At 34.9% G+C, this 25,503-nt stretch carries 18 protein-coding genes; 15 read left to right on the plus strand and 3 right to left on the minus strand.

Annotation, left to right across the window (positions count from 1 at the left end; all coding sequences use genetic code 11):
• Nucleotides 1–188: 188 nt before the first annotated feature.
• Both ACNQGN_RS14755 and ACNQGN_RS14760 read right to left on the minus strand, forming a co-directional pair.
• The gene (locus tag ACNQGN_RS14755) at nucleotides 189–1,331 is read right to left on the minus strand and encodes a PepSY-associated TM helix domain-containing protein (protein WP_417988591.1); all 1,143 of its coding nucleotides are present in this window, start codon (nucleotides 1,329–1,331) and stop codon (nucleotides 189–191) included.
• 45 nt (nucleotides 1,332–1,376) lie between these two features.
• On the minus strand, nucleotides 1,377–3,821 hold the full coding sequence (locus ACNQGN_RS14760; protein WP_417988592.1) for a TonB-dependent siderophore receptor: 2,445 nt from the start codon (nucleotides 3,819–3,821) through the stop codon (nucleotides 1,377–1,379).
• A 712-nt stretch (nucleotides 3,822–4,533) separates the two neighbouring features.
• On the opposite strand from ACNQGN_RS14760, the gene ACNQGN_RS14765 reads away from it, so the two are divergent.
• On the plus strand, nucleotides 4,534–5,400 hold the full coding sequence (locus tag ACNQGN_RS14765) for an SRPBCC domain-containing protein (RefSeq protein WP_417988593.1): 867 nt from the start codon (nucleotides 4,534–4,536) through the stop codon (nucleotides 5,398–5,400).
• Between the two features lie 19 nt (nucleotides 5,401–5,419).
• Nucleotides 5,420–5,857 (plus strand): VOC family protein, encoded by a 438-nt coding sequence (locus ACNQGN_RS14770; protein ID WP_417988594.1) that lies wholly within the window; start codon nucleotides 5,420–5,422, stop codon nucleotides 5,855–5,857.
• 259 nt (nucleotides 5,858–6,116) lie between these two features.
• Here ACNQGN_RS14770 and ACNQGN_RS14775 read toward each other — a convergent pair whose 3' ends face one another.
• Complete coding sequence (locus ACNQGN_RS14775; protein ID WP_417988595.1) at nucleotides 6,117–6,989, minus strand: AraC family transcriptional regulator; 873 nt, start codon at nucleotides 6,987–6,989, stop codon at nucleotides 6,117–6,119.
• A 138-nt stretch (nucleotides 6,990–7,127) separates the two neighbouring features.
• On the opposite strand from ACNQGN_RS14775, the gene ACNQGN_RS14780 reads away from it, so the two are divergent.
• From ACNQGN_RS14780 to ACNQGN_RS14840, 13 genes are all read left to right on the plus strand, one after another.
• On the plus strand, nucleotides 7,128–9,959 hold the full coding sequence (locus tag ACNQGN_RS14780) for a SusC/RagA family TonB-linked outer membrane protein (RefSeq protein WP_417988596.1): 2,832 nt from the start codon (nucleotides 7,128–7,130) through the stop codon (nucleotides 9,957–9,959).
• A 4-nt stretch (nucleotides 9,960–9,963) separates the two neighbouring features.
• On the plus strand, nucleotides 9,964–11,391 hold the full coding sequence (locus tag ACNQGN_RS14785; RefSeq protein ID WP_417988597.1) for a RagB/SusD family nutrient uptake outer membrane protein: 1,428 nt from the start codon (nucleotides 9,964–9,966) through the stop codon (nucleotides 11,389–11,391).
• A gap of 222 nt (nucleotides 11,392–11,613) precedes the next feature.
• The gene (bglX, locus tag ACNQGN_RS14790; protein WP_417988624.1) at nucleotides 11,614–13,848 is read left to right on the plus strand and encodes a beta-glucosidase BglX; all 2,235 of its coding nucleotides are present in this window, start codon (nucleotides 11,614–11,616) and stop codon (nucleotides 13,846–13,848) included.
• Nucleotides 13,836–15,305 (plus strand): glucoamylase family protein, encoded by a 1,470-nt coding sequence (locus tag ACNQGN_RS14795; protein WP_417988598.1) that lies wholly within the window; start codon nucleotides 13,836–13,838, stop codon nucleotides 15,303–15,305. The genes bglX and ACNQGN_RS14795 overlap by 13 nt, the downstream gene beginning before the upstream one ends.
• Before the next feature lie 8 nt (nucleotides 15,306–15,313).
• Nucleotides 15,314–16,543: a sterol desaturase family protein gene (locus ACNQGN_RS14800; protein ID WP_417988599.1), complete on the plus strand. Its 1,230-nt coding sequence runs from the start codon at nucleotides 15,314–15,316 to the stop codon at nucleotides 16,541–16,543.
• A 154-nt stretch (nucleotides 16,544–16,697) separates the two neighbouring features.
• The gene (locus ACNQGN_RS14805; protein WP_417988600.1) at nucleotides 16,698–17,849 is read left to right on the plus strand and encodes a Gfo/Idh/MocA family protein; all 1,152 of its coding nucleotides are present in this window, start codon (nucleotides 16,698–16,700) and stop codon (nucleotides 17,847–17,849) included.
• Nucleotides 17,850–18,021: 172 nt separating this feature from the next.
• Entirely contained in the window at nucleotides 18,022–19,251 is a 1,230-nt protein-coding gene (locus ACNQGN_RS14810) for an alkaline phosphatase family protein (RefSeq protein ID WP_417988601.1), read from the plus strand.
• 100 nt (nucleotides 19,252–19,351) lie between these two features.
• Nucleotides 19,352–21,037 carry a GMC oxidoreductase gene (locus ACNQGN_RS14815; RefSeq protein ID WP_417988602.1) on the plus strand — a complete coding sequence of 562 codons (1,686 nt, stop codon included), beginning with the start codon at nucleotides 19,352–19,354 and terminating at the stop codon, nucleotides 21,035–21,037.
• Between the two features lie 12 nt (nucleotides 21,038–21,049).
• Entirely contained in the window at nucleotides 21,050–21,604 is a 555-nt protein-coding gene (locus tag ACNQGN_RS14820) for a gluconate 2-dehydrogenase subunit 3 family protein (protein WP_417988603.1), read from the plus strand.
• A 45-nt stretch (nucleotides 21,605–21,649) separates the two neighbouring features.
• Complete coding sequence (locus ACNQGN_RS14825; RefSeq protein ID WP_417988604.1) at nucleotides 21,650–22,393, plus strand: 3-keto-disaccharide hydrolase; 744 nt, start codon at nucleotides 21,650–21,652, stop codon at nucleotides 22,391–22,393.
• A 62-nt stretch (nucleotides 22,394–22,455) separates the two neighbouring features.
• Nucleotides 22,456–23,637, plus strand: a complete 1,182-nt coding sequence (locus tag ACNQGN_RS14830; protein WP_417988605.1) for a Gfo/Idh/MocA family protein — start codon at nucleotides 22,456–22,458, stop codon at nucleotides 23,635–23,637.
• A 17-nt stretch (nucleotides 23,638–23,654) separates the two neighbouring features.
• Entirely contained in the window at nucleotides 23,655–24,710 is a 1,056-nt protein-coding gene (locus ACNQGN_RS14835; RefSeq protein ID WP_417988606.1) for a carbohydrate kinase family protein, read from the plus strand.
• 1 nt (nucleotide 24,711) lies between these two features.
• Nucleotides 24,712–25,440: a glucosamine-6-phosphate deaminase gene (locus ACNQGN_RS14840; RefSeq protein WP_417988607.1), complete on the plus strand. Its 729-nt coding sequence runs from the start codon at nucleotides 24,712–24,714 to the stop codon at nucleotides 25,438–25,440.
• Nucleotides 25,441–25,503: the final 63 nt, after the last annotated feature.

Here is a 25,503-nt window from a genome sequence, read left to right on the forward strand (position 1 = left end):
CTAAAGGTGATCCCAAAGAAAGAAGTGTACTTTTTATGGAGCAGTTTAAGATCACACAAAAGTTATTGAACCGACTGTTTTAATTTAATTGAACTTACATATCGTGTTTCCCTATATGCCGTAGGGCAGCTTAAAGTTTATAATTATACTATTTCTATTGTGAGATTACGACCTATAAAGTTCACTTTTTAAGTGCCTATTTTAGTTGCAGCCTTTTTTTTATTTTTGTTTTTATTTTTTCTTCCCAACCAAATCAATAGTCCTGTAATAGGAGAAGTCGCTGCAAAAAGAGAAACAAGGAAGGCAATTATTTTTGTGGGATTTCCATAAATACTTCCGGTGTGAATTGGAAAAATAATTCGTCTTATTTTGTCTCCTTGTGTAAATGATTCATATGGTTTTACCTGTATGTTTTTACCGGTGTATTTGTCAAAAAAAGCAATACTGGATTGATTGGGAATATTTTTTTCTAAGTTCGCTTTAAGTACCAGAATACTATTAATTGTGTCGCTGGGCATTCTGATCTGAATATCCCCCTTGTAAGGATAGATACTGTCTGTAGTACTTAGGATACTTTGGTAAAATAAGGTTTTGTCCAGTTGCGGATCTTTTTTTGTAGGGTTTTCTACTTTGGTGGATGTTCTTTTTGCTGTGCCATCGGCTAAATAATAAATCCCGTTTTCAAACCACTCAAAGGACCATGTTAATCCAGTCAGGGCAATAACTAACAGAAATAAACAGCTATAAAAGCCGAAAGTTGAATGAAAATCCCAATTGACTCTTTTAAATGATGCATTCCATTTAACAGTTAACCGTTGTTTTAGATTTTTGATTTTTTTGGGCCACCATAAAAAGAAACCGCTGATTAGTATAAAAATAAATAGCAGACAGGAGCACCCCGTAATTAATTTTCCAATATCATCTATTAATAAATGTCTGTGCAAATCTAAAACAACAGAGAAGAATCTGCTATTTTGCAGCACTGATCCAAGAACTTTTCCAGTATATGGATTTATGGAGAAAAATTGGGTTTGCCCTTCGTTATCTTTACCCATAATCTGAATCGTACGTTCAGGATCGTCAAAAGTATAGATACGGAGAATCTTCTGAATCGAATAGTGTTCTTGTAGTGCCGTAACAGTATAATCGATTGGTTTTTTACTGTGCCCAATCACGGAAACTTTATAGAATTCAGGATTTATAAATTGATCGATTTCATCTTCAAAAACTAAAATACTTCCTGTTAACGCAACAATAAACACTACAAGCCCGGAGGTAAGTCCGAGCCATAAGTGTATTTTACCTATACTTTTTTTAAATGCTTTACTCATGTGAATTTTCGTTGAAAAGTATTTTAACTATAAATAAAGCGTTATTTAAAAGGAATACCCTAGCGTTAGCATAAAGTTTCTTGGTGCTCCTGGAAATAAACGGATGTGATCGTATCCTCCAACCCAATGGGTTTTATTGGCTAAATTATTGGTGTTTATCTGTATTTTAAATTTGTTAATGGTGTAATAGAGAGCAGCATTCATCAAAACGTAACCAGGAAGTGTCTGGGTAACATTAAGGCTTACATTACGTGTTGTAACAAAATTTGTTCCCATAGCTACTCCAAAATCTTTTAAAGCACCATCGATAAAATTATAACGGGTCCAGATGTTTCCTTGTTGCTTTGGTGTGTTTGGCTTTTGTCTTCCTATTTCCGTAGCTATTGGGCTGTCAGTGATATGAGCCTCATTGTAGGTGTAAGCAGCAGAGATACTCCATTGGCGTGTAATTCGGCCGTTCAGATCGATTTCAATACCTTTCGATTCTTCTTCTCCGATTTGTCTCATTAAATCAATATTTGATGTGTCGTTTGCAGTGTATAAAGTGTTTTTTTGTTGAATTTTATATAAGGACAAAGTGACAATCAGGTTTTCTTTAAACCAAGAAGATTTTCCGCCTATTTCAATCATATTACTTTCCAAAGGATCAAATGGGCCTCCTGCGTCTGGATTCGACAGTACTGAGGCAGTTTGAGGGTTGTATCCTTTTACATAGGTACCATAAAGATTAATGTTTGGATTTAGGGTATACGTAAGTCCCAAACGAGGTAAAAAAGAATTCTGTTTTACTTTTACTTCATTTTGTTTTGTATAATTAGCCCAGTCGGTATAGGAATCGTAACGTACTCCTAATAATGCTTGAAGGCGCCCCCATTTTATATGATCTTGTAAATAGATCCCATTAATGGAATAGTACGATTGATCATAAGCAACCTGAGTATAAAAATACTTACTCATGTCTTTTAGTTGTTGGGATGCAGAAGGGTTTGTTAAATCAAAATGGGGAACGTTCGGAACTGGGTTTCCGTCAGAATCTAATAAATAGGCACTGCTGTTATTTGGATTATAGGTATTTATTGCACCAGTATTTGAAGCATTTCTATATCCAGTTGCTGTTAATTGGGATCCGCCTGCTGGTACTTTTTCTTGTGCATAATCATATCCGAAAATCAAATTATGATCTAGCTTTCCTGTTTTGGTTTTGTAAGTAAAAAAGCTGGAGACGTTGTCAATATAACGCTTGCGTTTTCGCATAAAAACCTGCATCGCAATTTCTGTAGAAATGGTAGTGCCGTCTGCGTTTGATGCGTATCTGTTTGCACTTCGGTGTTCAAGCAGATCCTCTGTATAACCTGTTCGGATATGAGAGGCAGAAAATGAAAAGCGATCGTTAAATTGATGATTCAGTGAAGTTGTTACAATATAGGTTTCTTCATTTAGGTAATCATTGGCTGAATTTATGGATTGTTTTGTGCTTGTCGAATATAAATCGTTCTCAAAAGTAGATTGTCCACGATCTAAAACACCTTTGAAGCCAGTATAGATTAAATCAAAATTCACACGGGTTTTCTCATTAGGTAAAAAAGACAATGATGGGGCAAATACGATGTTTTTATCAAATTGTAAATCTCTAAACGAATTTGAATTTTCATAACCAATATTCAAACGGTACAATAGGGATTTATCTTCCGATAAAGGACCTGTAAAATCTGCTAATGCCCTAAGGGTATTAAAACTTCCTGTTGTGAAACTAACACTATTTGCTGCTTGATCCAAAGGTTTTTTGGTTACTCTATTTAAAACTCCACCCGGAGAGGCGTTACCAAATAAGGCCGATGAAGGTCCTTTTAATACCTCGACACGTTCCAGATAATTGGCCAAAGGCTGCTTCCAGAATCCAGTTGAAGTTCTCAATCCGTTTAGTAATTGGGTATTGCTGCCACCATTGATTCTAAAACCTCTTATAGAGATATCATCATAAAAAGAGAACTGGCTTACACCACTGAAGTTTTTCACAATTTCTCCAACGCGTATAGCTCCCTGATCTGCAATTAATTCCTTAGTTGCATAGGATACGGCTTGCGGTAAATCTTTTAAAGCGATTTCTGTTTTGGCTCCGATAAAAGATTTTGTGTTTTTATATGATTTCTCTTTTCTACCTGTAATTTCAACAGTTTGTAAGGTGTTGATATTTTCTTTTAATACAATGGCAAGGGTTAGTTTTTCATTTTCATGCAATTCAACTGTCTTTTGTTGGAGTACATGTCCTATTGATGAAAAATGAAGTGTGTAAGTTCGTGGTGTAAGATCTGTGATTACGAAATTTCCTTTTGCATCGGTTATGACTTTCTTATTTTGTTCTTTTAGTATCACAGAGGCATATGAAATCTCTTCGTTATTTTCGGAAACAATTTTTCCTGTAATTTGGGCACTTTGTGCTTGTCCAATATGATAAGATAGTAGTAATAACAAGAGGTAATAGAATTTCATTGCTAATTATTTTAATTTTTTAATGCAAATTTATGTTTATTTAGACCAATTACAAATAATAAGTTAAAAAAAAATTAATATTTTTAAAATATTTAATCCCAAATAAATCATTCACGTGCACTGATGACATTCAAGAATTAATAATAAGTTTTTATTGTGTTTGTAATGTATTGATAAATAAGATGTTTTTAAATTAAAATTTAAAAGGATGGTTAATAAGAGTCATTGCTCACGCAGTACTGCATTTCTGCAATATCAATTGGAAGTTTGTATATAACTAACTAAATTTTTAAATTCCCGATATTATTTTTGCGAAAGCATGACGCTCTTTAAATTTTCACTGCAGTACAAAGCTAAAATCCAGAGTGAAACTTTAGGGAAATTTTAGAAAGATATAAAGTAGAGCGTAATTTAATTTTAATTAAATTTATGGACTTAAAAATTAAAATTTTAAAGATGATTAATCGTATCAGCGATAGTAATTTATTCTATTAATCGTAAATTGTTTCCTGAAAAAAGATAAATGAGAGGCAAGCATTAACAAACCCAAATAGTGTAGACCCAACTTCGTTTTAAAAAGGCATAAGCTAGTCGTACGTGAGACTTTAAGGTCTTGGAAAACGAGACTAAAGAAATAGGGGATTTCAAGATGTTTTAGCAATTGGTCTTGCCAATTAAAAACAACATTAGATAAATAATAAATTTTTTTTCAATGGAAATAGTAACGGTTACCCACACATTTGATAGCCCTATAGATACCGTATGGCATGCCTTGTCTGACGGTAATGAATTAAAAAAATGGTACTTCCCTGTTCAAAATTATGTGTTTGAAATTGGAAAGGAATTTACTTTTTATGAAAGTGATTCATCGCATCATTACTTGCATCAATGCCAATTTCTAAACATTATTCCACAGCAACTTATTGAATACTCTTGGGCACATCCTAATCATTCAAAAGGGAGTTCAGTAGTGAAATGGGAATTACAAGATGAAGGAGGCACAAAAACTAAGCTGACACTCACGCATACAGGTGTCGAAAATTTTGCGGATGCAGGGCCTGATTTTAGTAAAACAAATTATGAAATGGGTTGGAATGCCATAGTAAAAACAACGCTTCGGAATTATTTATACGGTATAAAAAAACTTGTATTCGAGATTGACATTAATGCAACGAAAGAAAAAGTTTGGGCAGCATTATGGGGAAAAGAAAGCTATACCGCTTGGACTAAACCCTTTTGTGAAGGTTCTTATTATGAGGGTGAGTTAGCACTGGGAAATAGAGTCCATTTACTATCTCCATCGGGAGAAGGAATGTACAGCGACATCGCTTTTTTCAAAGAAAATGAATTGATGGTTTTTAAGCACATCGGGATGCTTAAAGAGAAAAAAGAATTGTCCTTAGATGCTGAAACTGAAAAATGGACAGGCAGTTTTGAAAGCTATATGCTGAAGGAAACGAGCGGAACAACTCAATTAAAGGTGGAAGTTGATACTATTGGAAGCTATGTAGACTGGATGAATAACGTTTTTCCGCTGGCTTTGAGCGAACTTAAAAAAATAGCAGAAACTAATTATTAATTATTAAAATAAATAACGAATGGCAACAGTAAATCCATATTTAACTTTTGACAGTAGATGCGCAGAAGCATTTGAATTTTACAAATCAGTATTTGGGGGAGAATTTTCGTATTTAGGAAAATTTAAAGATATGCCACCGATGGAAGGGCAGGGGCCTATGTCTGAAGCTGACGGAGAAAAAGTGATGCATGTTTCATTGCCTATAAGTAAAGAAACCGTTTTGATGGGTAGCGACAGTTCAGAAGCATTTGGACAAGCTACAATTATAGGGAACAATTTTTCTGTTTCTATCAACACCGATAGCCAACAAGAAGCCGACAAATTATTTGGGGGCTTATCAGTAGGGGGGAGTGTAACTATGCCAATGAGTAAAACATTTTGGGGTGCCTATTTTGGAATGTTTACAGACAAGTTTGGTATACAATGGATGGTGAATTTCGACGAACAGAAAGAATAAGGAGCTTTCTAATATTAAATACCACAAAAAAACAGCCTCGTTTCCTTTGAAGCGGGGTTGTTATATTTGGGTTGTTACTTCTCAAAAAGAGGCTAGTTTTATAGCAGTACAAAGACCTCTTGTATATTAAAACAAAGATTTAAACCAATATCTTCTCTCTGTTTTCTTTCAATTTGAAATTAAAGAATAACAAAAAAATAAAATCAGTTTGTTATTCTTACTTTTGTGCTGACTATATAAAAGCGTATTTTTAAAGGCATTATTTTCGGGTTTCTAAAAACTGGCTCCTGTATTCCTTAGGAGAGTGCAAGTAATGTTTTTTGAATTGTCTGTTGAAGTTTGATAAATTGTTAAACCCATTTTGATAACCAATTTCTGCAATATTTAAGTTGTTTTTTTGCAACATGTTACAGGCATTATGAAGTCGAATTTCCATTAAAAATGTAGATAATGATTTTCTTGTTCTTTGAATAAAAAATCGCGAAAAAGAGGTTTCTGTCATGTTTGTTATTTTTGCAATATCGGAAAGTTTTACTTCATTCATGTAATTAGAGTAAAGGTATTCAAACACCTTTGAAAGTCTCTCCGATTCCTTATCATTAAATCCTTCTAAATTAGAATTAGAAATTTGTTCTAAATCTTTTGATTCCGAAATTACCGCCAAAATTTTCAAAAGTGACTGCCATCTTGAAATGCCGGTTTGATCCAACATTTTTTTCATTATTTTTCGCACCTTTTCATTCGTTTTCCCTTTAATATCAAAACCTCCAGGACAATTGTCCAACAGGTGTTTGATTTTTACTGTTTCGGGTAAAGACAACAAATCATTTCCTAGTGAGCTTTTGGAAAAATGGATTACAATAGATTTTGCTCTCTTTGTTGCATCTTTTTCAGTATAGGAATCATCATTTTTGTAGGTGTGGGGCAAATTTGGACCAATAATAGCAAGGTTACCTTTTTTAAAGTCACTTATACTATCTCCTATATATCTTTTTCCTACACTTTCGGTAACCAATACAATTTCATATTCAGGATGGCAATGCCATGGGGTTGGGAAATAGGAGTAGTCAAAATGTTTTATAACAAATGATTCTTGCGTTTCTCTCGGTAGGTGTTCTATACTAGGATTCATAAATAAATGATGTTGCTATATCTAATAATGTAAATATATGTCAAAAAATGATATAGAAGTATTGTTTTATGATATAAAAATAGCAAAATATTTGAATTACTAATACAATATTTGTAAAAAAATTTAACCAAAAAAACTATGAGAAAAACATTAACCACATCTATGCTTTTATTTCTTGGCATAGTCAGTTACTCGCAAGAAAAAGATAATTCTAAATTGACAGATTCCCTTTCAAAAGCGAAGGAACTGGATGCTGTTGTAATTATTGGTTACGGAACTGCGAAAAAAGCTGATTTAACAGGGAGTGTTGCAGTCATCAATGCAGATGTAATCGCCAAACAACCCAATGGAAACGTTGTGAGTTCACTACAAGGTAGGGTTGCAGGGGTTCAAATAAACAATTCAGGAAAAGTAGGAGGTGCTCCTAGTATAAAAATTAGAGGGGTGAGTTCTACATCCGATAAGATATTGTATGTTATCGACGGAGTATTGACCAATGATATTTCATTTCTTAATCCAAATGACGTTGAGACAATTTCAGTTTTGAAAGATGCGTCCAGTTCTGCAATTTATGGTATTCAGGCTGCAAATGGGGTTATCATCATTAAAACCAAAACGGGAAAAAAGGGACAATCTAAAATAACATATGATAATTATATTGGTTTTCAAAATGTGCAAAATGTGCCAAAATTGACCAATGCAACAGATTATATTACTTTGGTAAATGAGAAAATTTTGTATGATACTGGAACCGCCGGGACTTACAAAGTGAGCGATTATAAAGGTAACACGGATTGGTTTAAGGAAGTAATGAAAAAATCTTCTCAGATACAATCTCATAATTTAGGAATTAGTGGCGGATCTGAAAACGCAACGTATTCGCTCGGCTTAGGTTATCTTAATCAAGAAGGTAATATAAAAGCAAAGCAAAATGTAAATACAGGTGATGATTATGATCGTGTAACTGTAAAATTCAATACCAATTTTAATGTGAATAAAAACTTTAAAATGGGATTTAATACCGTTTACTACGATTACAACAAAAATAATTCATTAAATCCATATGGTCAGGCCTATGCAGCAGCACCAGTAATTCCTGTGTATGATGCAAGTGGAAATTATGGCTCTTTTGAGGCAGGAACGGCGACTGGTTCATCGGCTACTAAAAACCCGAGAGCTTATATTGATTTATTTAGAGGAAAAACGAAAGGGCGTCGCTTATTAGTTGGTGGTTTTGGTGAATATACCTTGATGAAGAATTTAACTTTCAAGTTGAGCTATAATAAAGATGTTTCCAGTTCTAAAACCTATGAATTTTACCCATCGTATGGCTATGGAATTTTTACCGATGGAATTTGGTCTAGTCAAAAGAAATTAGCGGAATTAAAAAATCAAAATAATAATCAGGATAACTGGGTATGGGATAATACGCTGAATTATAAATTTGATTTGAAAGAAAATCATCACTTTTCTGTGTTGGCAGGGTATTCTAAACAAGAATATTTCGAAGAGCAATTAGAAGTAACCGGACAAGACGTATCGTTTAACGGCAGTGATTCGGAACTTTATTTAGATTTGGCAAAAGGGGGGTATTCTATTAGTAAGGATGGAACTTATGGTACAAGAAACAGATTTTTGTCCTATTATGGTCGTTTGATGTACAATTTTAATGAAAAATATTTATTTAATGCTACCCTTAGACGTGATGGTGCTTCTAATTTTAACTTTAATGGAAATCAAAAATTTGAAATTTTCCCATCAGTAGGACTAGGCTGGATTATAAGTAAAGAAGATTTTTTTAGTGATGTAAAATCAATAAATTTCTTGAAATTAAAAGGAAGCTGGGGTAAGTTAGGAAATGCAAATGTTCCTAGATCGTACGACCCTGTTGCTACAGATCCAACTTCTGCCACTTTTGGAAGCTCCATTCAATCTGGTAGATCAATTACTGATATTGTGGACTCAACTATTGGTTGGGAAATGGTTGAAGAAACCGATTTTGGTTTAGAATCTCGCATGTTTGATAATAAATTGACTTTTGAAGCTGGATATTACAATAAAACAACTAGCGATGCTATTGCAACAATCCGATTATTAAGTACTTCCGGAGATTCAGACTTAACGACCAATGTTGCCAGTTTTCAAAACAAAGGATTTGAATTTGACATTAAATGGAACGATCAAATCAATGACAACTTGAAATATGGTTTTTACGGAAATGTAACAACAATTAAAAATGAAATTACAGAAGTTCTGGGAGGTTCTTTTCAAAATATGGGTGGAATTTATAACCATAGTTTGATTCGAATGGAAAAAGGAGCTGAAGTTGGATCGTATTACGGCTATACCATAGATGGTGTTTATCAAACAGATGCTGAAGCAGCTGATAGAGGATTGCAGGCAGGTGATTTGAAATTTACAGATTTGAATAATGATGGTGTTATTTCTGAATTGGATAAAACGTTTTTAGGAAGCCCGATTCCATCTATAACGTACGGTTTTGGTGCCTATTTAGATTATAGGAATTTCGATTTCAGCATGGATTTTCAAGGTGTTGCAGGAAACGAAATTTATAATATAAATCGCCAAACGCGCTACGATGCAGAGAACTTTACTCAAGATTTCTTTGATAATCGTTGGCATGGTCAGGGAACTTCAACTTCATATCCTTCTGCAAGCGCAGATCAAAACAATCAATTGGCTGTAAGTTCTTTATATGTTGAAAAAGGAGATTATTTAAGAGTTCGTTCTATTCAGTTAGGATATACTGTTCCTAAATCAATTTTTAAAAATAAAATTGACAGACTTCGTTTGTATGTAAACACACAGAACCCTTTTACATTTAGTAATTACAAAGGATTCTCTCCTGAGATCAATAATACAAATAATGGTGTTTGGGAAGCTGGAATAGATTCTGGAATTCATCCAGTATTTGCGACTTACAATTTTGGAATTAATTTAAATTTTTAAGACTATGAAAAATAAAATAATAGTAGGAAGTATTTTTTTACTTTCATTGATTTCTTGTAATCAAGATTTTTTGGAAATACCTGTAGAAGACAAAACAAGTTCAAGTAATTTTTTCAAGTCTAGTGAAGATGCTGTGCAAGCGACTAATCAAATTTATTCTAATTTAAGAAGCTGGAACCTTGCTGCATTTGCGCCTCTGGGAGTTTTGAATATTACGTCGGATGATGCAGACAAAGGAAGCTCTCCTGCAGATGCTTCATTTATGGATGAGTTAAATTTTTTCACTTATAATGCTACCCATGGACAAATCGGGGGGTATTGGTCCGGTCAGTTTTCAGGCATAAATTTATGCAATCAAGTAATTGAAAACGTACCAAATGTAAGTATGGATGCTACTTTGAAAACCAGATTAATAGCTGAAGCCCGTTTTTTAAGAGCCTATCATTATTTTAATTTGGTAAAAGCTTTTGGAGGTGTACCTATTTTTGATGGTTTTCCGGAAGATGGTAATTTTAATATTCCAAGAAACACAAAAGAAGAAGTATATACTTTTATCCAAAGCGAATTTTTAGATGCTTCTCAAAATTTGCCGGAAACGTATCCTTCCACTGAATCAGGTAGAGCTACAAAGGGTGCTGCTTTAGCATTTTTGGCGAAAACGTATTTGTATCAAAGCAATTGGGCGAAAGTAAAAGAAACAACGGATCAGGTAATGGCATTGGGTTATGATTTATACCCGGATTATTATCAATTGTTTAGAATTGCAAATGAAAATTGTGTGGAGTCTATTTTTGAAATACAATGTACTGGTGACTTAGATGCAGGTTGGTGGGATTCTCAATATGGAGAAGTTCAAGGTGTAAGAGGTCAGTTTGGTTGGGGATTCGGTATTCCGTCTGAAAGCTTAATTGCTGCGTACGAAACAGGAGATTTACGCAAGAATGCTACTGTTTTATTCAGAGGAACTACAACTCCTGAAGGTGATTTTATCAATGCTGATGGAGATAATCCTTACTATAATAATAAAGTGTATGTTCCCAATTCACAGCAACCATCTGTAGGAGCGTGGAATGCACCTCAAAATATCAGAGTAATGCGTTATGCTGAAGTTTTATTAATGAATGCCGAGGCTAATAACGAATTAGGAAATGTATTAGTAGCTGCTGTCAGCATTAATAAATTGCGTACTCGTGCCGGATTAGCAAATACCCTTGCATTAACGCAAGCTGGTATGAGGGCTGCCATTCGTAATGAAAGAAGAGTTGAGCTTGCATTAGAGTGGGATCGATTTTTAGATCTGGTTCGTTCCGGACAGGCACCAACTGTTTTAGGTTCTTTGGGATTCACTGCCGGTAAAAATGAATTGTTTCCAATTCCTCAAGATGAAATCACTTTAAGTAAAGGAGTCTTAACACAAAATCCTGGTTATTAGTTAGTAGCGCATTGGTTTGTTTTAGCTGCTTTTCAGGGCCTGTTTTTTAAATCGGCCCTGAATACTAACAGGAATTATTTTTTTTTATATAATTGATTACTATACAATTGATTACAATATCATATTTTTAATATTTAGTTCAGTATGCATTCAAAATTATTAAATACAAAAAAAACCGCTAAATCATTTTTGATTATTTGTTTTTTGATCTCCTCTTTTCAAATGGTTCATTCGCAATCAAAAGAGCAAAAAATGAATGTATTTATTGCTGATTTAATGGCAAAGATGACCGTAGAAGAAAAAATAGGACAACTCAATTTATCAAGTCCGCCTGGTAATATCAAAACTGGGGAAGCTGTTAGTGCTGATGCAGAAAAATATATTATGGAGGGGAAATTGGGTGCTGTTCTCAATATGACTACATTAGAAAGGATAAAAAAAACACAGCAAATAGCAGTTACAAAAAGCAGATTGAAAATCCCTTTACTATTTGGTTTAGATGTAATACATGGTTACAAAACAATATTTCCAATTCCATTGGGATTGTCCTGTACCTGGAATATGAATTCCATAAAAAAAAGTGCTCAAATTGCGGCAAGTGAATCTTCTGCCGATGGTATCAATTGGACATTTTCACCAATGGTTGATATTTCAAGAGATCCTCGTTGGGGACGCGTTGCGGAGGGGGGTGGAGAAGACCCATTTCTTGGATCGGAAATTGCCAAAGCGATGGTTAAAGGGTATCAAGGGGATGACTTGTCACTGCCTAACACTATTTTAGCTTGTGTCAAACATTATGCGCTTTATGGCGCTCCTGATGCAGGAAGGGATTATAATACGGTTGATATGAGCAGGGTGAGGATGTATAATGAATACTTTCCTCCCTACAAGGCCGCAGTTGAAGCAGGAGTTGGATCTGTAATGACTTCTTTTAACGAAGTTGACGGGATTCCGGCATCAGGTAATAAGTGGTTAATGACAGAAGTTTTAAGAAACCAATGGGGTTTTAATGGCTTTGTTGTTACTGATTTTACAGCGATTAAAGAAATGGTAGACCACGGATTGGGAAATAATCAAGAAGTGGCCGCTCTGGCATTAAAAGCGGGAACCGATATGGATATGGTGGGTGAAGATTACCTATTGACATTAAAAAAGTCTCTTGAAGAAGGAAAAGTTACCATTCAGGATATAGATACTGCATGTAGAAGAATTTTGGAGATGAAATATAAATTAGGTTTGTTTGAAGATCCTTTTAGATATATCAATGAAAAAAGACAAAAAACAGAAATATTTACTAAGGAAAATAGAAATAGTGCCAGAAACATTGCTGCTGAATCATTTGTCTTAATGAAAAATGAAAATAGTGCATTGCCTTTAAAAGCTAATAAAACCATTGCAGTTATAGGTCCATTGGCTGATGATAAAGAAAATATGCCGGGTACCTGGAGTGTTGCTGCTGAAACTGACAAAGCAACTACTTTATTACAAGGAATAAAACAACTAAAAGGAAAAAGCAACACCATATTGTATGCAAAAGGAGCAAATATTGTAGATGATAAAGTGATGGCTGAGAATGTTTATTTAAATTTAACAACCATTTCACCAAAATCGCCTAAAGAATTAATAGCGGAGGCTTTAGAAATTGCAAAAAAAGCAGACCAAATTGTTTTAGCTATAGGTGAAGCATCAGAAATGAGTGGCGAATGTTCCAGTAGAACGGATATAACGATACCGGAGAACCAAGTAGCGCTTTTGGATGCATTAAAAACAATAGGTAAGCCTATTGTAGTAGTTCTTTTTACTGGAAGACCTTTGGATTTGACAAATGTTATCGACAAACCGGATGCAGTACTCAATGTTTGGTTTGCAGGTAGTGAAGCCGGGACTGCTATTACTGATGTATTGTTTGGAGATGTGAATCCATCGGGGAAATTAACGACAACTTTTCCCAGAAGTTTAGGACAGGTTCCTATTTTTTATAACCATAAAAATACAGGTCGGCCAATTTCGAATACAGTTGGGAAATTCGAAAAATTCCGTTCTAATTATTTAGATGAAAGAAACGAGCCTTTATTCCCTTTCGGATTTGGATTGAGCTATACCACTTTTGATTATTCAGCGATTTCGCTAAGTTCAAAATCTTTACAAGGGGATGCTGTTTTAAAAGCAACTATTACAATTACTAATTCTGGTAAATACGCAGGAGCAGAAACGGTGCAATTATATATTAGAGACGTTGTTGGCAGCATCACACGTCCTGTAAAAGAATTAAAAGGGTTTCAAAAAATATTCCTGAAAGCAGGAGAAAGTAAAACCATCACTTTTGATATTAGTACTGAACTATTAAAATTTTATAATTCAGAATTAATTCATGACTGGGAAAGTGGTGATTTTGAAATAATGATTGGTGAAAATTCAAATAATGTAAAAAAAGAAAAAATAGAATGGACAAAATAGAAAATAAAATAAAAAAAGTTAAAAATCTTGCTTTTGTATTGGTCGGATTAGCATCAATGACAGCGGCAAATGCGCAAAAAGGGTATGTGGTAAAACCAAATGAAATAAAATGTTCAGAAAATATTCCAGTAGTTGGAGTAAAAAAAGGACTGACAGATGAACAGTTGATGGAAACAGTTCAAAAGCAAACATTTCGTTATTTCTGGCATTACGGGCACCCAGTGAGTGGAATGGCACGTGAGCGCAGTAATACCGTAAAAGCAGATTTTTATTGGGATTATATCAATGAAGCTTGGGATGAGCCTAACTTTAGCAAAGGAACTTTTGGACCGGAAGCCTGTGCCGTAGGTGGTACCGGTTTTGGAATCATGGCTACAATTGTTGCTGTAGAAAGAAAATGGATTAGCCGTGAAGCGGGATTAGAGCGCATTACCAAAATTGCAGATTTCCTAAATAAGGCAAAAAGTTTCCATGGAATTTATCCGCATTTTATAAATGGTAACACAGGACTACCAATTGCCTTTGACAGAGTTGATAACGGAGGAGACATTGTAGAGCATTCTTATATTATGATGGGATTTCTATGTGCAAGGGAATATTTCAAAACAGCTGCGCCTAGAGAGGTTTATTTGAGATCAAGAATCAATAAAATGTGGAATGCTTCCAACTGGAATTGGTATACTAACAACGAAAAGAAATTGTATTGGCACTGGAGTGATACTCACGGATTCGATATGAATTTCCCAATCTGGGGTTGGAGTGAAGCATTAATTACTTATATAATGTCCGCTTCATCGCCTACACATCCTATTTCAAAGGCTGCTTATGAAGGAACTTGGTCTAAATCAACTAATTTTTTATGCAACCAAGAATTTTATGGAATAAAATTGCCTTTGGGAAATTATGCAGAGTCAAAAGGTGGGCCGTTATTCTTTGAACAATATACTTTTATGGGAATTAATCCAAACGGTCTGACCGACGATAACGGAATAAATTATGCTGAACAAACAAAAAATCACACGTTGATTAATCGTGCATATTGTATCGAAAATCCTAAGAAATACAAAGGCTATGGTGAAAACTGCTGGGGTCTTACGGCGGGAGACAGTTACAAAGGATATGTTGCACACGATCCAAATCCACAAAATGATTTTGGTGTAATTCAACCTACGGCGGCTCTTTCTTCAATGCCATTTACTCCAAAAGAAAGTATGCAGGTAATGCGTCATTTTTATGAAGATTTAGGACCTAAATTATGGGGAGAATATGGTTTTAATGATGGTTTTAGTGAACAAAGAGATTGGTACAGCAATACCTATTTAGCAATTGATCAAGGACCAATTATTGTTATGATTGAAAATCACAGAACCGGATTGATTTGGGATTTATTTATGAAAATTCCTGAAGTTCAAGGTGGACTTAAAAAGTTGGGTTTTGATAGTAAAAAAGCTAATTAATTAAGAAGATGCATTCCAAAAGTAAGTTTGTCAAATATTGGAAATGGTCAGAATATATCGTATTCATAGGCATTTTTTGCTATACTTTTTATAGTTTAGTTTATGGATTTTCGATTTATTCTTGGTCAACAATAGATTCAATATATTCTTGGCCTACAATAAAAGGAAAAGAAGGTTTTTTAGTAGATTTTTGGAAACCGATAATTTCAAAAGAATATTATAAAAGCATAGTGGCTATTATTTGGGTAGTGGTTTCAGTTTTTACAATATGGGAAATAGTGGTGCTTTTTTTTCAAATTTCAAAAAAAGAAAGAAAAGAGCAATGGAACTCTGATAAGATGAAGCGAATTTATAAAGAAGTGATTAAAAGATATAAAGACACTTTTTTTGCGGGACTGTTATTAGGGTTTATACCTCTTTTGATAAAATTAGATTTCATTTGGGATTTGATGCCTGTTTTTAAAAGATTTGCCTTGTTTTCTATTAATTTCAAATGGTATAGTTGGATTTATGCCCTCCTAATTTGGGATTTAACTACTTGGATTTGGCATTATGGTGCCCATAAAGTGCGTCTGTTTTGGTGCCTTCATTCACCACACCATGCACCAACCGAAATGAATATGACAGTTGCATGGGTACATTTTTTTGCAGAAGGTTTTTATTCAGTTCTGATACAATCTTTTATTATAATGCTTTTGGGTGTGCATGCGGAGATGATTGTAGTCATCATGATGTTTGAGGTCTCTTGGGGAACATTAATACATGCTGGGGAACGCTCTTTTAAAAATGGAAAACTAGGGTTTTTACATCATTTTGTTATGACTCCTTCTCATCATCGGGTACACCATGCGAGTAATCCATTATATTTAGATACCAATTATTGCACTTTATTGCCTTTTTGGGATTGGTTATTTGGTACGTTGCAGCCTTTGAGAGAAGAGATAGACATCAAATATGGTATATCTCGGGAAATTGAAACTTTCCCTGATTTCTATTTTGGTGAAATTTATCTTCTTTTTTCAGATATTAAAAAAGAAAAAAGCCTAAAAAACAAGTTTTTATATCTCATTATGTCTCCAGGTTGGAGCCCAAAAGAAGAAGACATTTATACAACAGCAAAAGTACGAGGTGATTTTTTAGAAGAAAATAGCGCACTGGCACTTACAAGTAAAGATTTTTTGTTGCTTTCATTAAAAGAACTAATTCCTAAAAAGCGATTTTTAAACAGAATAAAATAATTGAATAGGATTTTTATAATGGATCTAGCGAACAAAAAAATAGGTATAACGCTACCTTTTTAGCGATTGATCAGGGATCAATTCAGGTAACTCAAAAATCAGAGTTTAGGTTTGAAAAAATTAGGTTTTTAAACATCAGATAAAATAAAAAAATATGACAAGAGAAGTTTTTTTAAAGCAGATGGGTTTAGCCGCTGCTGCAGTTCTAGTTGGATCATTAGAAGGCTTAGCCGCAACCGACAAAAAAAAGTTAAAAGTAGGTTTGATAGGTTGCGGTAGCGTAAGTGGCAGTTACTTGCCGCATCTTACGAGATCCAAAATGATTGAAGTGGTAAGTGTTTGTGATATTATTTTTGAAAGAGCGCAGGAACGTGCTCGTGAGTTCAATGTTCCTAATGCCTATAGAAATATTGATGAAATGCTGGCTGGAGCTCCTTTTGACATGATGATTACGACCACAGATATGCAGATTCACGGTATGTTGAATAAGAAAGGATTATTGGCCGGTAAACACGTTTGGAGTGAGAAGCCAATGGCAAACACTTATGCTGAAGGAAAAGCACTGGCGGATTTGGCTAAAAGAAAAAACTTGCATATTTGGGGAGCACCTGCTGTGGTAAACAGTCCACAATTTGCATTTATGAATAAATGCATCCAGGAAGGAAAATTGGGAAGAGTTGCATCGGCTCATGGTCAATACGGTCATACCGGTCCCACTTGGAGCTCTTTTTTTTATGAAAAAAATGGGGGGAGTATGCCTGATTTAGGAGTTTATAATATGGCAACTTTAACAGGATTATTAGGCCCAGCCAGATCTATTATGGCAATGACAAGTATCGTAAATCCGGAAAGGACTATTGATGGAAAAGGTAAAATAAAAGTAGTGGCGGAAGACAATGCACATGTTTTACTGGAACACGATAAAGGCGTAATCAGTCATGTGATGTGTGGTTTTAATTTTTTTGATCCGCACGGACATCAAGCTCAGAATCAACAACTGCATTCCGTACAAATCTTTGGAGATAAGGCTAATGTACGTTTAGTTGGTTATGATTGGGAGACCAATGGAGTGTATTTGGACAATTCAGAGCATGAGCCTGCGCAATTATTCGAGAAAGAAAGTGGTGGATACGAGTGGAAAGAAGGCGCAACAGTAGTTGGAGAATCTTTATTGACAGGTATTAAACCAAAAATAACAACAGACCATGCATTACATGTTTTAGAAATTATTGAGGCAGCTAGACTTTCATCTGAAACGGGAAAGAAAGTGGCTTTAAAATCTGCCTTTACATGGCCGATGATGTAAACCATTGCAAGTAAGAAAATATAAAACAAATTGCAATCCTAAGACCATAGATATGCCTCAAAAGCGATTAAAGCTTTTGAGGTGTTCTATAAAAAAATACCACAGTTTAAATTTCCGATCGAAATTTTCAACACGCTTTATTAGATATCAAAAAATCATAATCAATTAAAAAATGAAGTTTAGAAATTATTTTGTTTTCTTTTTAGTGCTTTTCTGTACGTATACATTTGCCCAAAAAAACAAAAAAGTTGTTTTTGTAATTGCCGATGGGATTCCATTGGATGTGATTCAAGCGCACCCAATGCCAAATTTGAAAAATTTTTCAAAAAACGGCTGTATCGTTCCTGCTTATGTAGGTGGGGAAAAAAATAATTATTCACAAACGCCTACTATTTCTGCAGTGGGATACAATAGTTTATTAACGGGTACCTGGGTAAATAAGCACAATGTTTGGGGTAACGAAATTGAAGCGCCAAATTATAATTATTGGAATATTTTCCGCTTTTTAAAAAGAGAATATCCAAATAAAAAGACAGCGATTTTCTCTACATGGGAAGACAACAGAACCAAATTGATTGGAAGCAATGCAAAAGGAGCAGGGAATTTGCGTCCTGATTTTGTTTTTGATGGTTATGAACTCGATACAATACAATTCCCTCACGATAAGGATGGACATTTTTTTAAGAAAATTGATGATTTTGTGATCGAAAATGCTTGTAAAACCATAGCCTCTTTTGCACCGGATTTGTCTTGGATTTATCTCGAGTATACGGACGAAATGGGCCATAGACACGGTGATAGTCCTGAATATTTTAAAGCTTTAAATCAGCTGGATTTACAAATAGGAAGGCTTTATAAAACGATCCAAAAAAGAGAGAAAGAGAATAATGAAGAATGGATGGTGCTTATAACAACGGACCACGGAAGAGATACTTACGGGTACCACCACGGTGGACAAACCAATAGAGAACGCAATACGTGGATGGCTACTAATCATCCTGGAATGAATGATTATTTTAAAAAACAACAGCCTGGAATTGTTGATATTACACCTACTATTTTAAGGTTTTTGAATATTTCGGTTCCGACTGATCAACAATTTGAAATAGACGGTATTCCGATGATTGGTGATTTATCTGCAATAAATCCTTCTCTTCAAATTAAAGAAAACAAATTAGTAGTGCAATGGACTCCCTTAAATGAAAAAGGGAAAGCAAAAATTTGGCTGGCGACAACCAATAATTTTAAAAATGGAGCCAAAGATGATTATAAATTAGTGAAAGAAATGGATGTAAAAGACTGGCAAACTGAAATCGATATTGCAACGATGAAGTCCGATTTTTACAAAGTTGTAATCGAAATGCCTTTCAATACATTAAATCGCTGGTTAATTGTAAAATGAGCAACGTGAAACAGTTACTTCTTTCTTTAATTTTTGTTCGGGTAGTTCTTCTTTTACACAGTGAGGCGAATATTTAGATTTAAACAGTAAAACGATGAAAATGGAAAATACATTTGATGCAATTGTAATTGGTTCTGGTATAAGTGGTGGATGGGCGGCAAAGGAATTGTGTGAAAAAGGTATGAAAACTTTGGTTTTGGAGCGCGGTAGAAATATTGAGCATCTCAGGGATTATCCCACTATGAACAAGCCTCTTTGGGACTTTAAATATCGAGGAGCCATAACAAAGGAGCAAGCTGACGAAAATCCATTTATTAGCAGAGCTGCCGGTTATGACGCAACCACTTCCCATTTTTTTGTAAAAGATGCAGATCATCCTTATGTTCAGGAAAAGCCTTTTGATTGGATAAGAGGCTATCAGGTGGGAGGGAAATCTTTAATCTGGGGCCGTGCTTGTGCAAGATGGTGTGAAACTGATTTTACAGCGCCCAAACGATATGGTTATGGAATAGAATGGCCTATTGGTTACACTGATATTGCGCCTTGGTACAGTCATGTGGAAAGATTTATTGGTGTTTGCGGGAGTAAAGAAGGCATTGAAACAATGCCGGACGGTGAATTTTTACCAGCATATGAATTGAATTGTGTTGAACAGCATTTAAGAGACACTCTTGCGACAAAATTTAATAGGCATTATGTATCGGGGCGATGGGCACATGTTACAGAACCACAAGAAATACATATAAAACAGGGGCGTGGACAATGCCAGAACAGGAACCAATGTATGAGAGGCTGTCCTTATGGAGGCTATTTTAGCTCCGTTACCTCTACCTTACCCTGGGCTGAAGAAACAGGCAATCTTACGATAAGACCCTTTTCAGTTGTGCATTCTATTATTTATGATGAAGAAAAGCAAAAGGCAATTGGAGTGCGAATTGTTGATACAAATACAAAGGAAGAAATTGAGTATTACGCAAAAATAATTTTTGCTAATGCATCCGCTTTAAATACAAATCTTATTTTGCTTAATTCAATTTCCAAACGGTTTCCAAATGGTTTGGGAAATGATAATGGTTTGCTTGGAAAGTATATTTGTTTTCACAGTTACAGAGCAGGGATGAGTGGCGAATTCGAGGGCTATGAAGATAAATATTATAAAGTTTCCAAACCCGCAGAATGCATTATTCCAAACTATAGAAATGTTAAAGAACAAGACACTGATTTTGTTGGAGGTTATGTGATATTCTCTGGAGCCTATAGAGAAAAGTTGAACGAGAATGGTATCACGGAAACCATAGGTGAAAATTTTAAGGAACAAATTAGTGCGCCCGGTAAGTGGGGTGCTTATATGTACATGCAAGGGGAAACCATACCTAAGGAAAGTAATCATGTAAGGTTAAGCCCAGACCAAAAAGACCAATGGGGTATTCCACTATTAATAACAGCGGTGGATTATGACGATAATGATGATAGAATGGTTAAGGATTTTGTTAAAGAAGGAAAAGCAATGCTGGAAGCTGCCGGTGCAAAAAACATCCAAATTAATGAAAACAGACAGCCACCTGGGTTGGATATACATGAAATGGGAGGAGTGAGAATGGGAAAAGATCCCAAAACTTCTTTGTTAAATGAATGGAACCAGATGCATCTCTGTAAAAATGTTTTCGTAACGGATGGCGCCTGCATGACAAGCACAGGCAATCAAAGCCCGTCAATATTGTATATGGCCCTTACAGCAAGGGCTGTAAATTATGCTGTAGAAGAAGTTAGAAAAGGAAATCTTTAAAGTAAGGTACCAATGGACAGACGTGAATTAATAAAAAAAATTACCATCTTAACAGGTGCTGCTTTTTTGGGAGCTGATTTATTTTTAGTGGGTTGCAAAAGTGATAAAAATATCAATTTTGCGCTCACAGATATCACTTTGTTGGATGAGATAGCAGAAACAATTATCCCTAAAACAAAAACCCCGGGTGCAAAAGATGCGGAGACAGGAAAATTTATCGCAGGCTATGTTGCAGACTGTTATAGTGATTCTGATCGAAAAATAGTGCAAGAGGGGGTTATAGCGCTGGAGGAAACGGCGAACAGAAAATATGACGGTTCATTTATGGAAATAACCAAAATGCAAAAGCAAGAACTGCTTACGGCTATTGCTATTGAAGCTAAGGAATACAATCAGAAAAAAGACAAAAATGAAACCGTTCATTATTTTACCCTGCTCAAGCAATTGACATTACTTGGATTTTTTACCTCAGAGGTGGGAGCCACTCAAGTACTGCGCTATAACCCCATACCAGGAAAATATGAGGGATGTCTACCTTATATAAAAGGAGAAAAAGCTTGGACCTAGAGAATAGAATTTTCTTTAATTATTTGAAAAATAAAATAAATAAATATGAAAAAAACAGCGGCAGTAACGATCGGGCTATTATGTTCTTTTTTAAGTATCTATGCTCAAAAAACAGCGGCAATCACTACTTTTAATGTACTAACAGTGCAAGAAAAAAAGGAAGGCTGGAAATTATTATTTGACGGCAAGTCCACAATAGGCTGGCACACCTTTAATAAGACGGTTTTAGGACTTTCATGGGGCGCGAAAGACGGGGCTTTACATTTAGACTCTTCTAAAAAAGAAGATTGGAAAACTAAAAATGGAGGCGACATAGTTTATGATAAAACATTTAAAAATTTTCATTTTAAAATAGATTGGAAAATCGCTAAAGGAGGAAATAGTGGGATTATATTTTATGCTCAAGAAGAAAAAAAATATGAATACCCCTGGTATACCGGTTTTGAATGTCAGGTAGCCGATAATCAAAATTCAGAAGATGGTAGAATTGACAAACACAGAGCGGGAGATTTGTACGAGTTAATAGCCTGTAATAGAGATGTCGTAAAGCTGGCAGGCGAATGGAACCATCTGGAAGTACTAAGTAAGAATGGTAAATTAAAGGTGGTTTTAAATGGAGTAAAAGTGATTTCGACTACACTTTGGAATGCCAACTGGAACCAGTTAATAGCGGCAACTAAATTTAAAGATATGCCGGGATTTGGAACGTTTAAAACAGGGAAAATAGCATTGCAGGATCATGGTGCGGATGTTTGGTACAGAAATATAATGATCAAAGAATTGAAATAGCGCAAGGCTTGATAATGGGGGTAATTGTACGTTTTTTAATGTCTTAATAAAAGTATATAAATATGAAATTAGCAATTTTAGGTTCCGGATTTATTGGTCGATTTTACGCAGATTCATTAGTTGGCCAACGTAGAAAAGATGCCATCACAATGGTTTATAGCAGAACGGAAGCCAATGCTGAAAAATTTGCAAAGGATTATAATATCCCCAATTTTTCTACAAATATGCTAGCGTGCATAGAAGATCATGATGTTGATACTGTAATAATTGCTTTATCTAATGACATGCATTTGGAGGCTGTTTTGGCATGTGCGAAAGCAGGAAAGCATGTGTTATGTACCAAACCTTTGGGCAGAAACGCACAAGAAGCATTACAAATGCTACAAGCAGTGGATACTGCTAATATTGTGGGCGGCTACCTGGAAGATTTGTGCTATACGCCAAAATTTTTAAAGTCATTGGCAAGTATAAAAGCAGGAAATATAGGGGAAGTGATTTGGACAAAAAGCCGCGAAACACATCCAGGACCTCACAGTGATTGGTTTTGGAACAAAGAAAAATCAGGAGGTGGTGTTTTAATTGATTTAGGTTGCCATTGTGTAGAAATCAGCAGAAATTTTATAGGTAAAGATATAAAACCTGTTGAGGTAATGTGCTGGGGTGATACACGAGTTCATCCTATTGAAGCAGAGGATAACGCCGTGGGTTTAGTGAGGTATGAAAATGGAGCTATCGGTCAATTTGAAGTGAGCTGGACTTTTAGAGGAGGCATGGATTTGCGTGACGAAGTAATGGGGACAGAAGGCACTATATGGCTTAATAATTTTTTACGCACAGGTTTTGAAATGTTTACTTCTGGTAAAACAGGTGGCTATGTTGCCGAAAAAGCAGAAAACAGTAGCGGATGGCTCTTTCCGGTTGGGGATGAAGTACATGAACTGGGGTACAGTCACATGTTTACAGATATGTTTGAAGCTATTGAGAACCAGTCACAACCAAATGAAAATTTTTATGATGGTTATATTACAAATGCAATTATAGACGCAGCTTATTTAGCTATAAAATCCAAACAATGGGAACCCATAATTATTGAGCAATGGAGAGGGGAAATACAGGAAAGTAAAGATAGAAAATGGCAAGATTTTGATGAGGATTATTATTTAATAAAAGAAGAAATTTTACCAAATGGTATAAAGAAATCAATCATTAAAAATAAAAAAACGGGTTCGATAGAAAAACGATAATTTAAAATTATAACGCCTTGAATACTACTAATTACATATCGCAAACAGACGGACTAAATTCTAAAACTGTTTTAGTGGGTTTTGATGGTTTTATTGATTCGCTGTTTAAAATAAAACGGGAATCACATAGTGAAAAGTTAGCTTATTTTGATAAAATACATTCGTTTGGGGACTATGTGCAGCAAAAAAACACCAGTTTTTGCCTGGATGTAGAGGAGGTCACGACTAAAATTGGAGGCAATGCTCCAATTGTGGCGAACGCTTTGGGTTCTTTGGGTTTGAAGACCAATTTGGTTGCCGCATTGGGATTTCCTGAAACCAATCCATATTTCAAATCAATGTCGGAAAATTGTCAATTATATAGTGTTTCCGAACCAGGCAAGGCATCTATTTATGAATTTGAAGATGGGAAAATTATGTTTTCAAACTGCAGCGTTTTAAATAATTTGGATTGGACATTGTTAAAAGAAGTCATTGGTTTAGCCACTTTAACACAACTTTTTAAGTCTAGTGATTTGTTTTGTCTGCTAAATTGGTCGGAAATTAAAGGCATGACTTCCATTCTGAAAGGTATTTTGGAAGATATTTTTCCAGCAATAGCACTCCAAAATAAAACAACTTTTTTTGATTTGTCTGATTTTTCAAATCGTGATAAGAAAGAAGTTGAAACGGTTATCGAATTGATAAATGAGTTTGCCAAACATACCAAAGTTGTTCTGAGTCTGAATAGAAATGAAGCACAGACATTACATAATATTTTGTTTGAAACAACGAAAAACAATTTTTTTGAGCAGGGAAAAGAGATTTATAAAAAGTTGTCTGTTGCTATTTTGGTAATTCATAATGCTAAAGAAACTTATGTTTTTGAAAATGATGTGCAAGTAAAATCAAGTCCGGAATTAATTGTAAATCCGATGATTTCTACAGGAGCTGGTGATCATTTTAATGCCGGATTTTGTTATGGACTATTAACTGATTTAGAATTAAAAGAATGTTTGGTTTTAGCAAATTCTGTAGCTTCCTATTATATCAAAACAGGAATAAGCCCAAATAATAACAGTTTAATTAAATAAAATGAAAGTACTAAAATATAAAAACTATGAAGCATTATCTCAGGCTGTTGCCGAAAAGATGGTACTTCAAATAAATTCAAAACCAAAATCGGTTTTTTGTCTGGCGTCGGGTAGTTCACCTTTGGAAGCCTATAAATGTTTTGTTGAATTAGTTCAAAAAAACAATGTTGATTATAGCCAATGTGTATTTGTTGGTCTTGACGAATGGCTGGGAATAAAACCTGAAGACGCCGGCAGTTGCCATTATTTTTTAACAAAAAATGTGTTTGAGCCATTAAATGTTGCTCCTGAAAATAGCTATTTGTTTGACGGACTGACTAAAAACCCAGCAGCGGAATGCCAGAGAATTAAGCAGGCAATAATTGAAAATAATGGAATCGATTTGATAATTGTAGGTATAGGAATGAACGGGCATATTGGATTTAACGAGCCAGGAGTTGCAATTGAAAACTACGTTCATGTGGTTGATTTAGATAGCGTAACACAAACTGTAGGACAGAAGTATTTTAAAGAACCCACGTTGCTTAAAAAAGGTATAACGATAGGGTTACAGTTGTTTTTAGAGGCAAAAAGTGCAATACTGATGGCCAATGGCTCAAAAAAGGCGGACATAGTACAGCAAACTATCGAGGGGAAAATTACAACAGCCGTACCATCAACAATTATTCGGCAACATCAGAATGCTGTGGTAATGTTGGAGGAAGCCGCAGCAGGAAATTTAGTAGAATAACTTTTGAATCAGTTTTAAAATTAGTTGAGAAATAAAGTCATAATGTCGAAAGACTTCAGACAT

The sequence above is a fragment of the Flavobacterium rhamnosi genome, from assembly GCF_048286515.1.
GTDB lineage: Bacteria > Bacteroidota > Bacteroidia > Flavobacteriales > Flavobacteriaceae > Flavobacterium.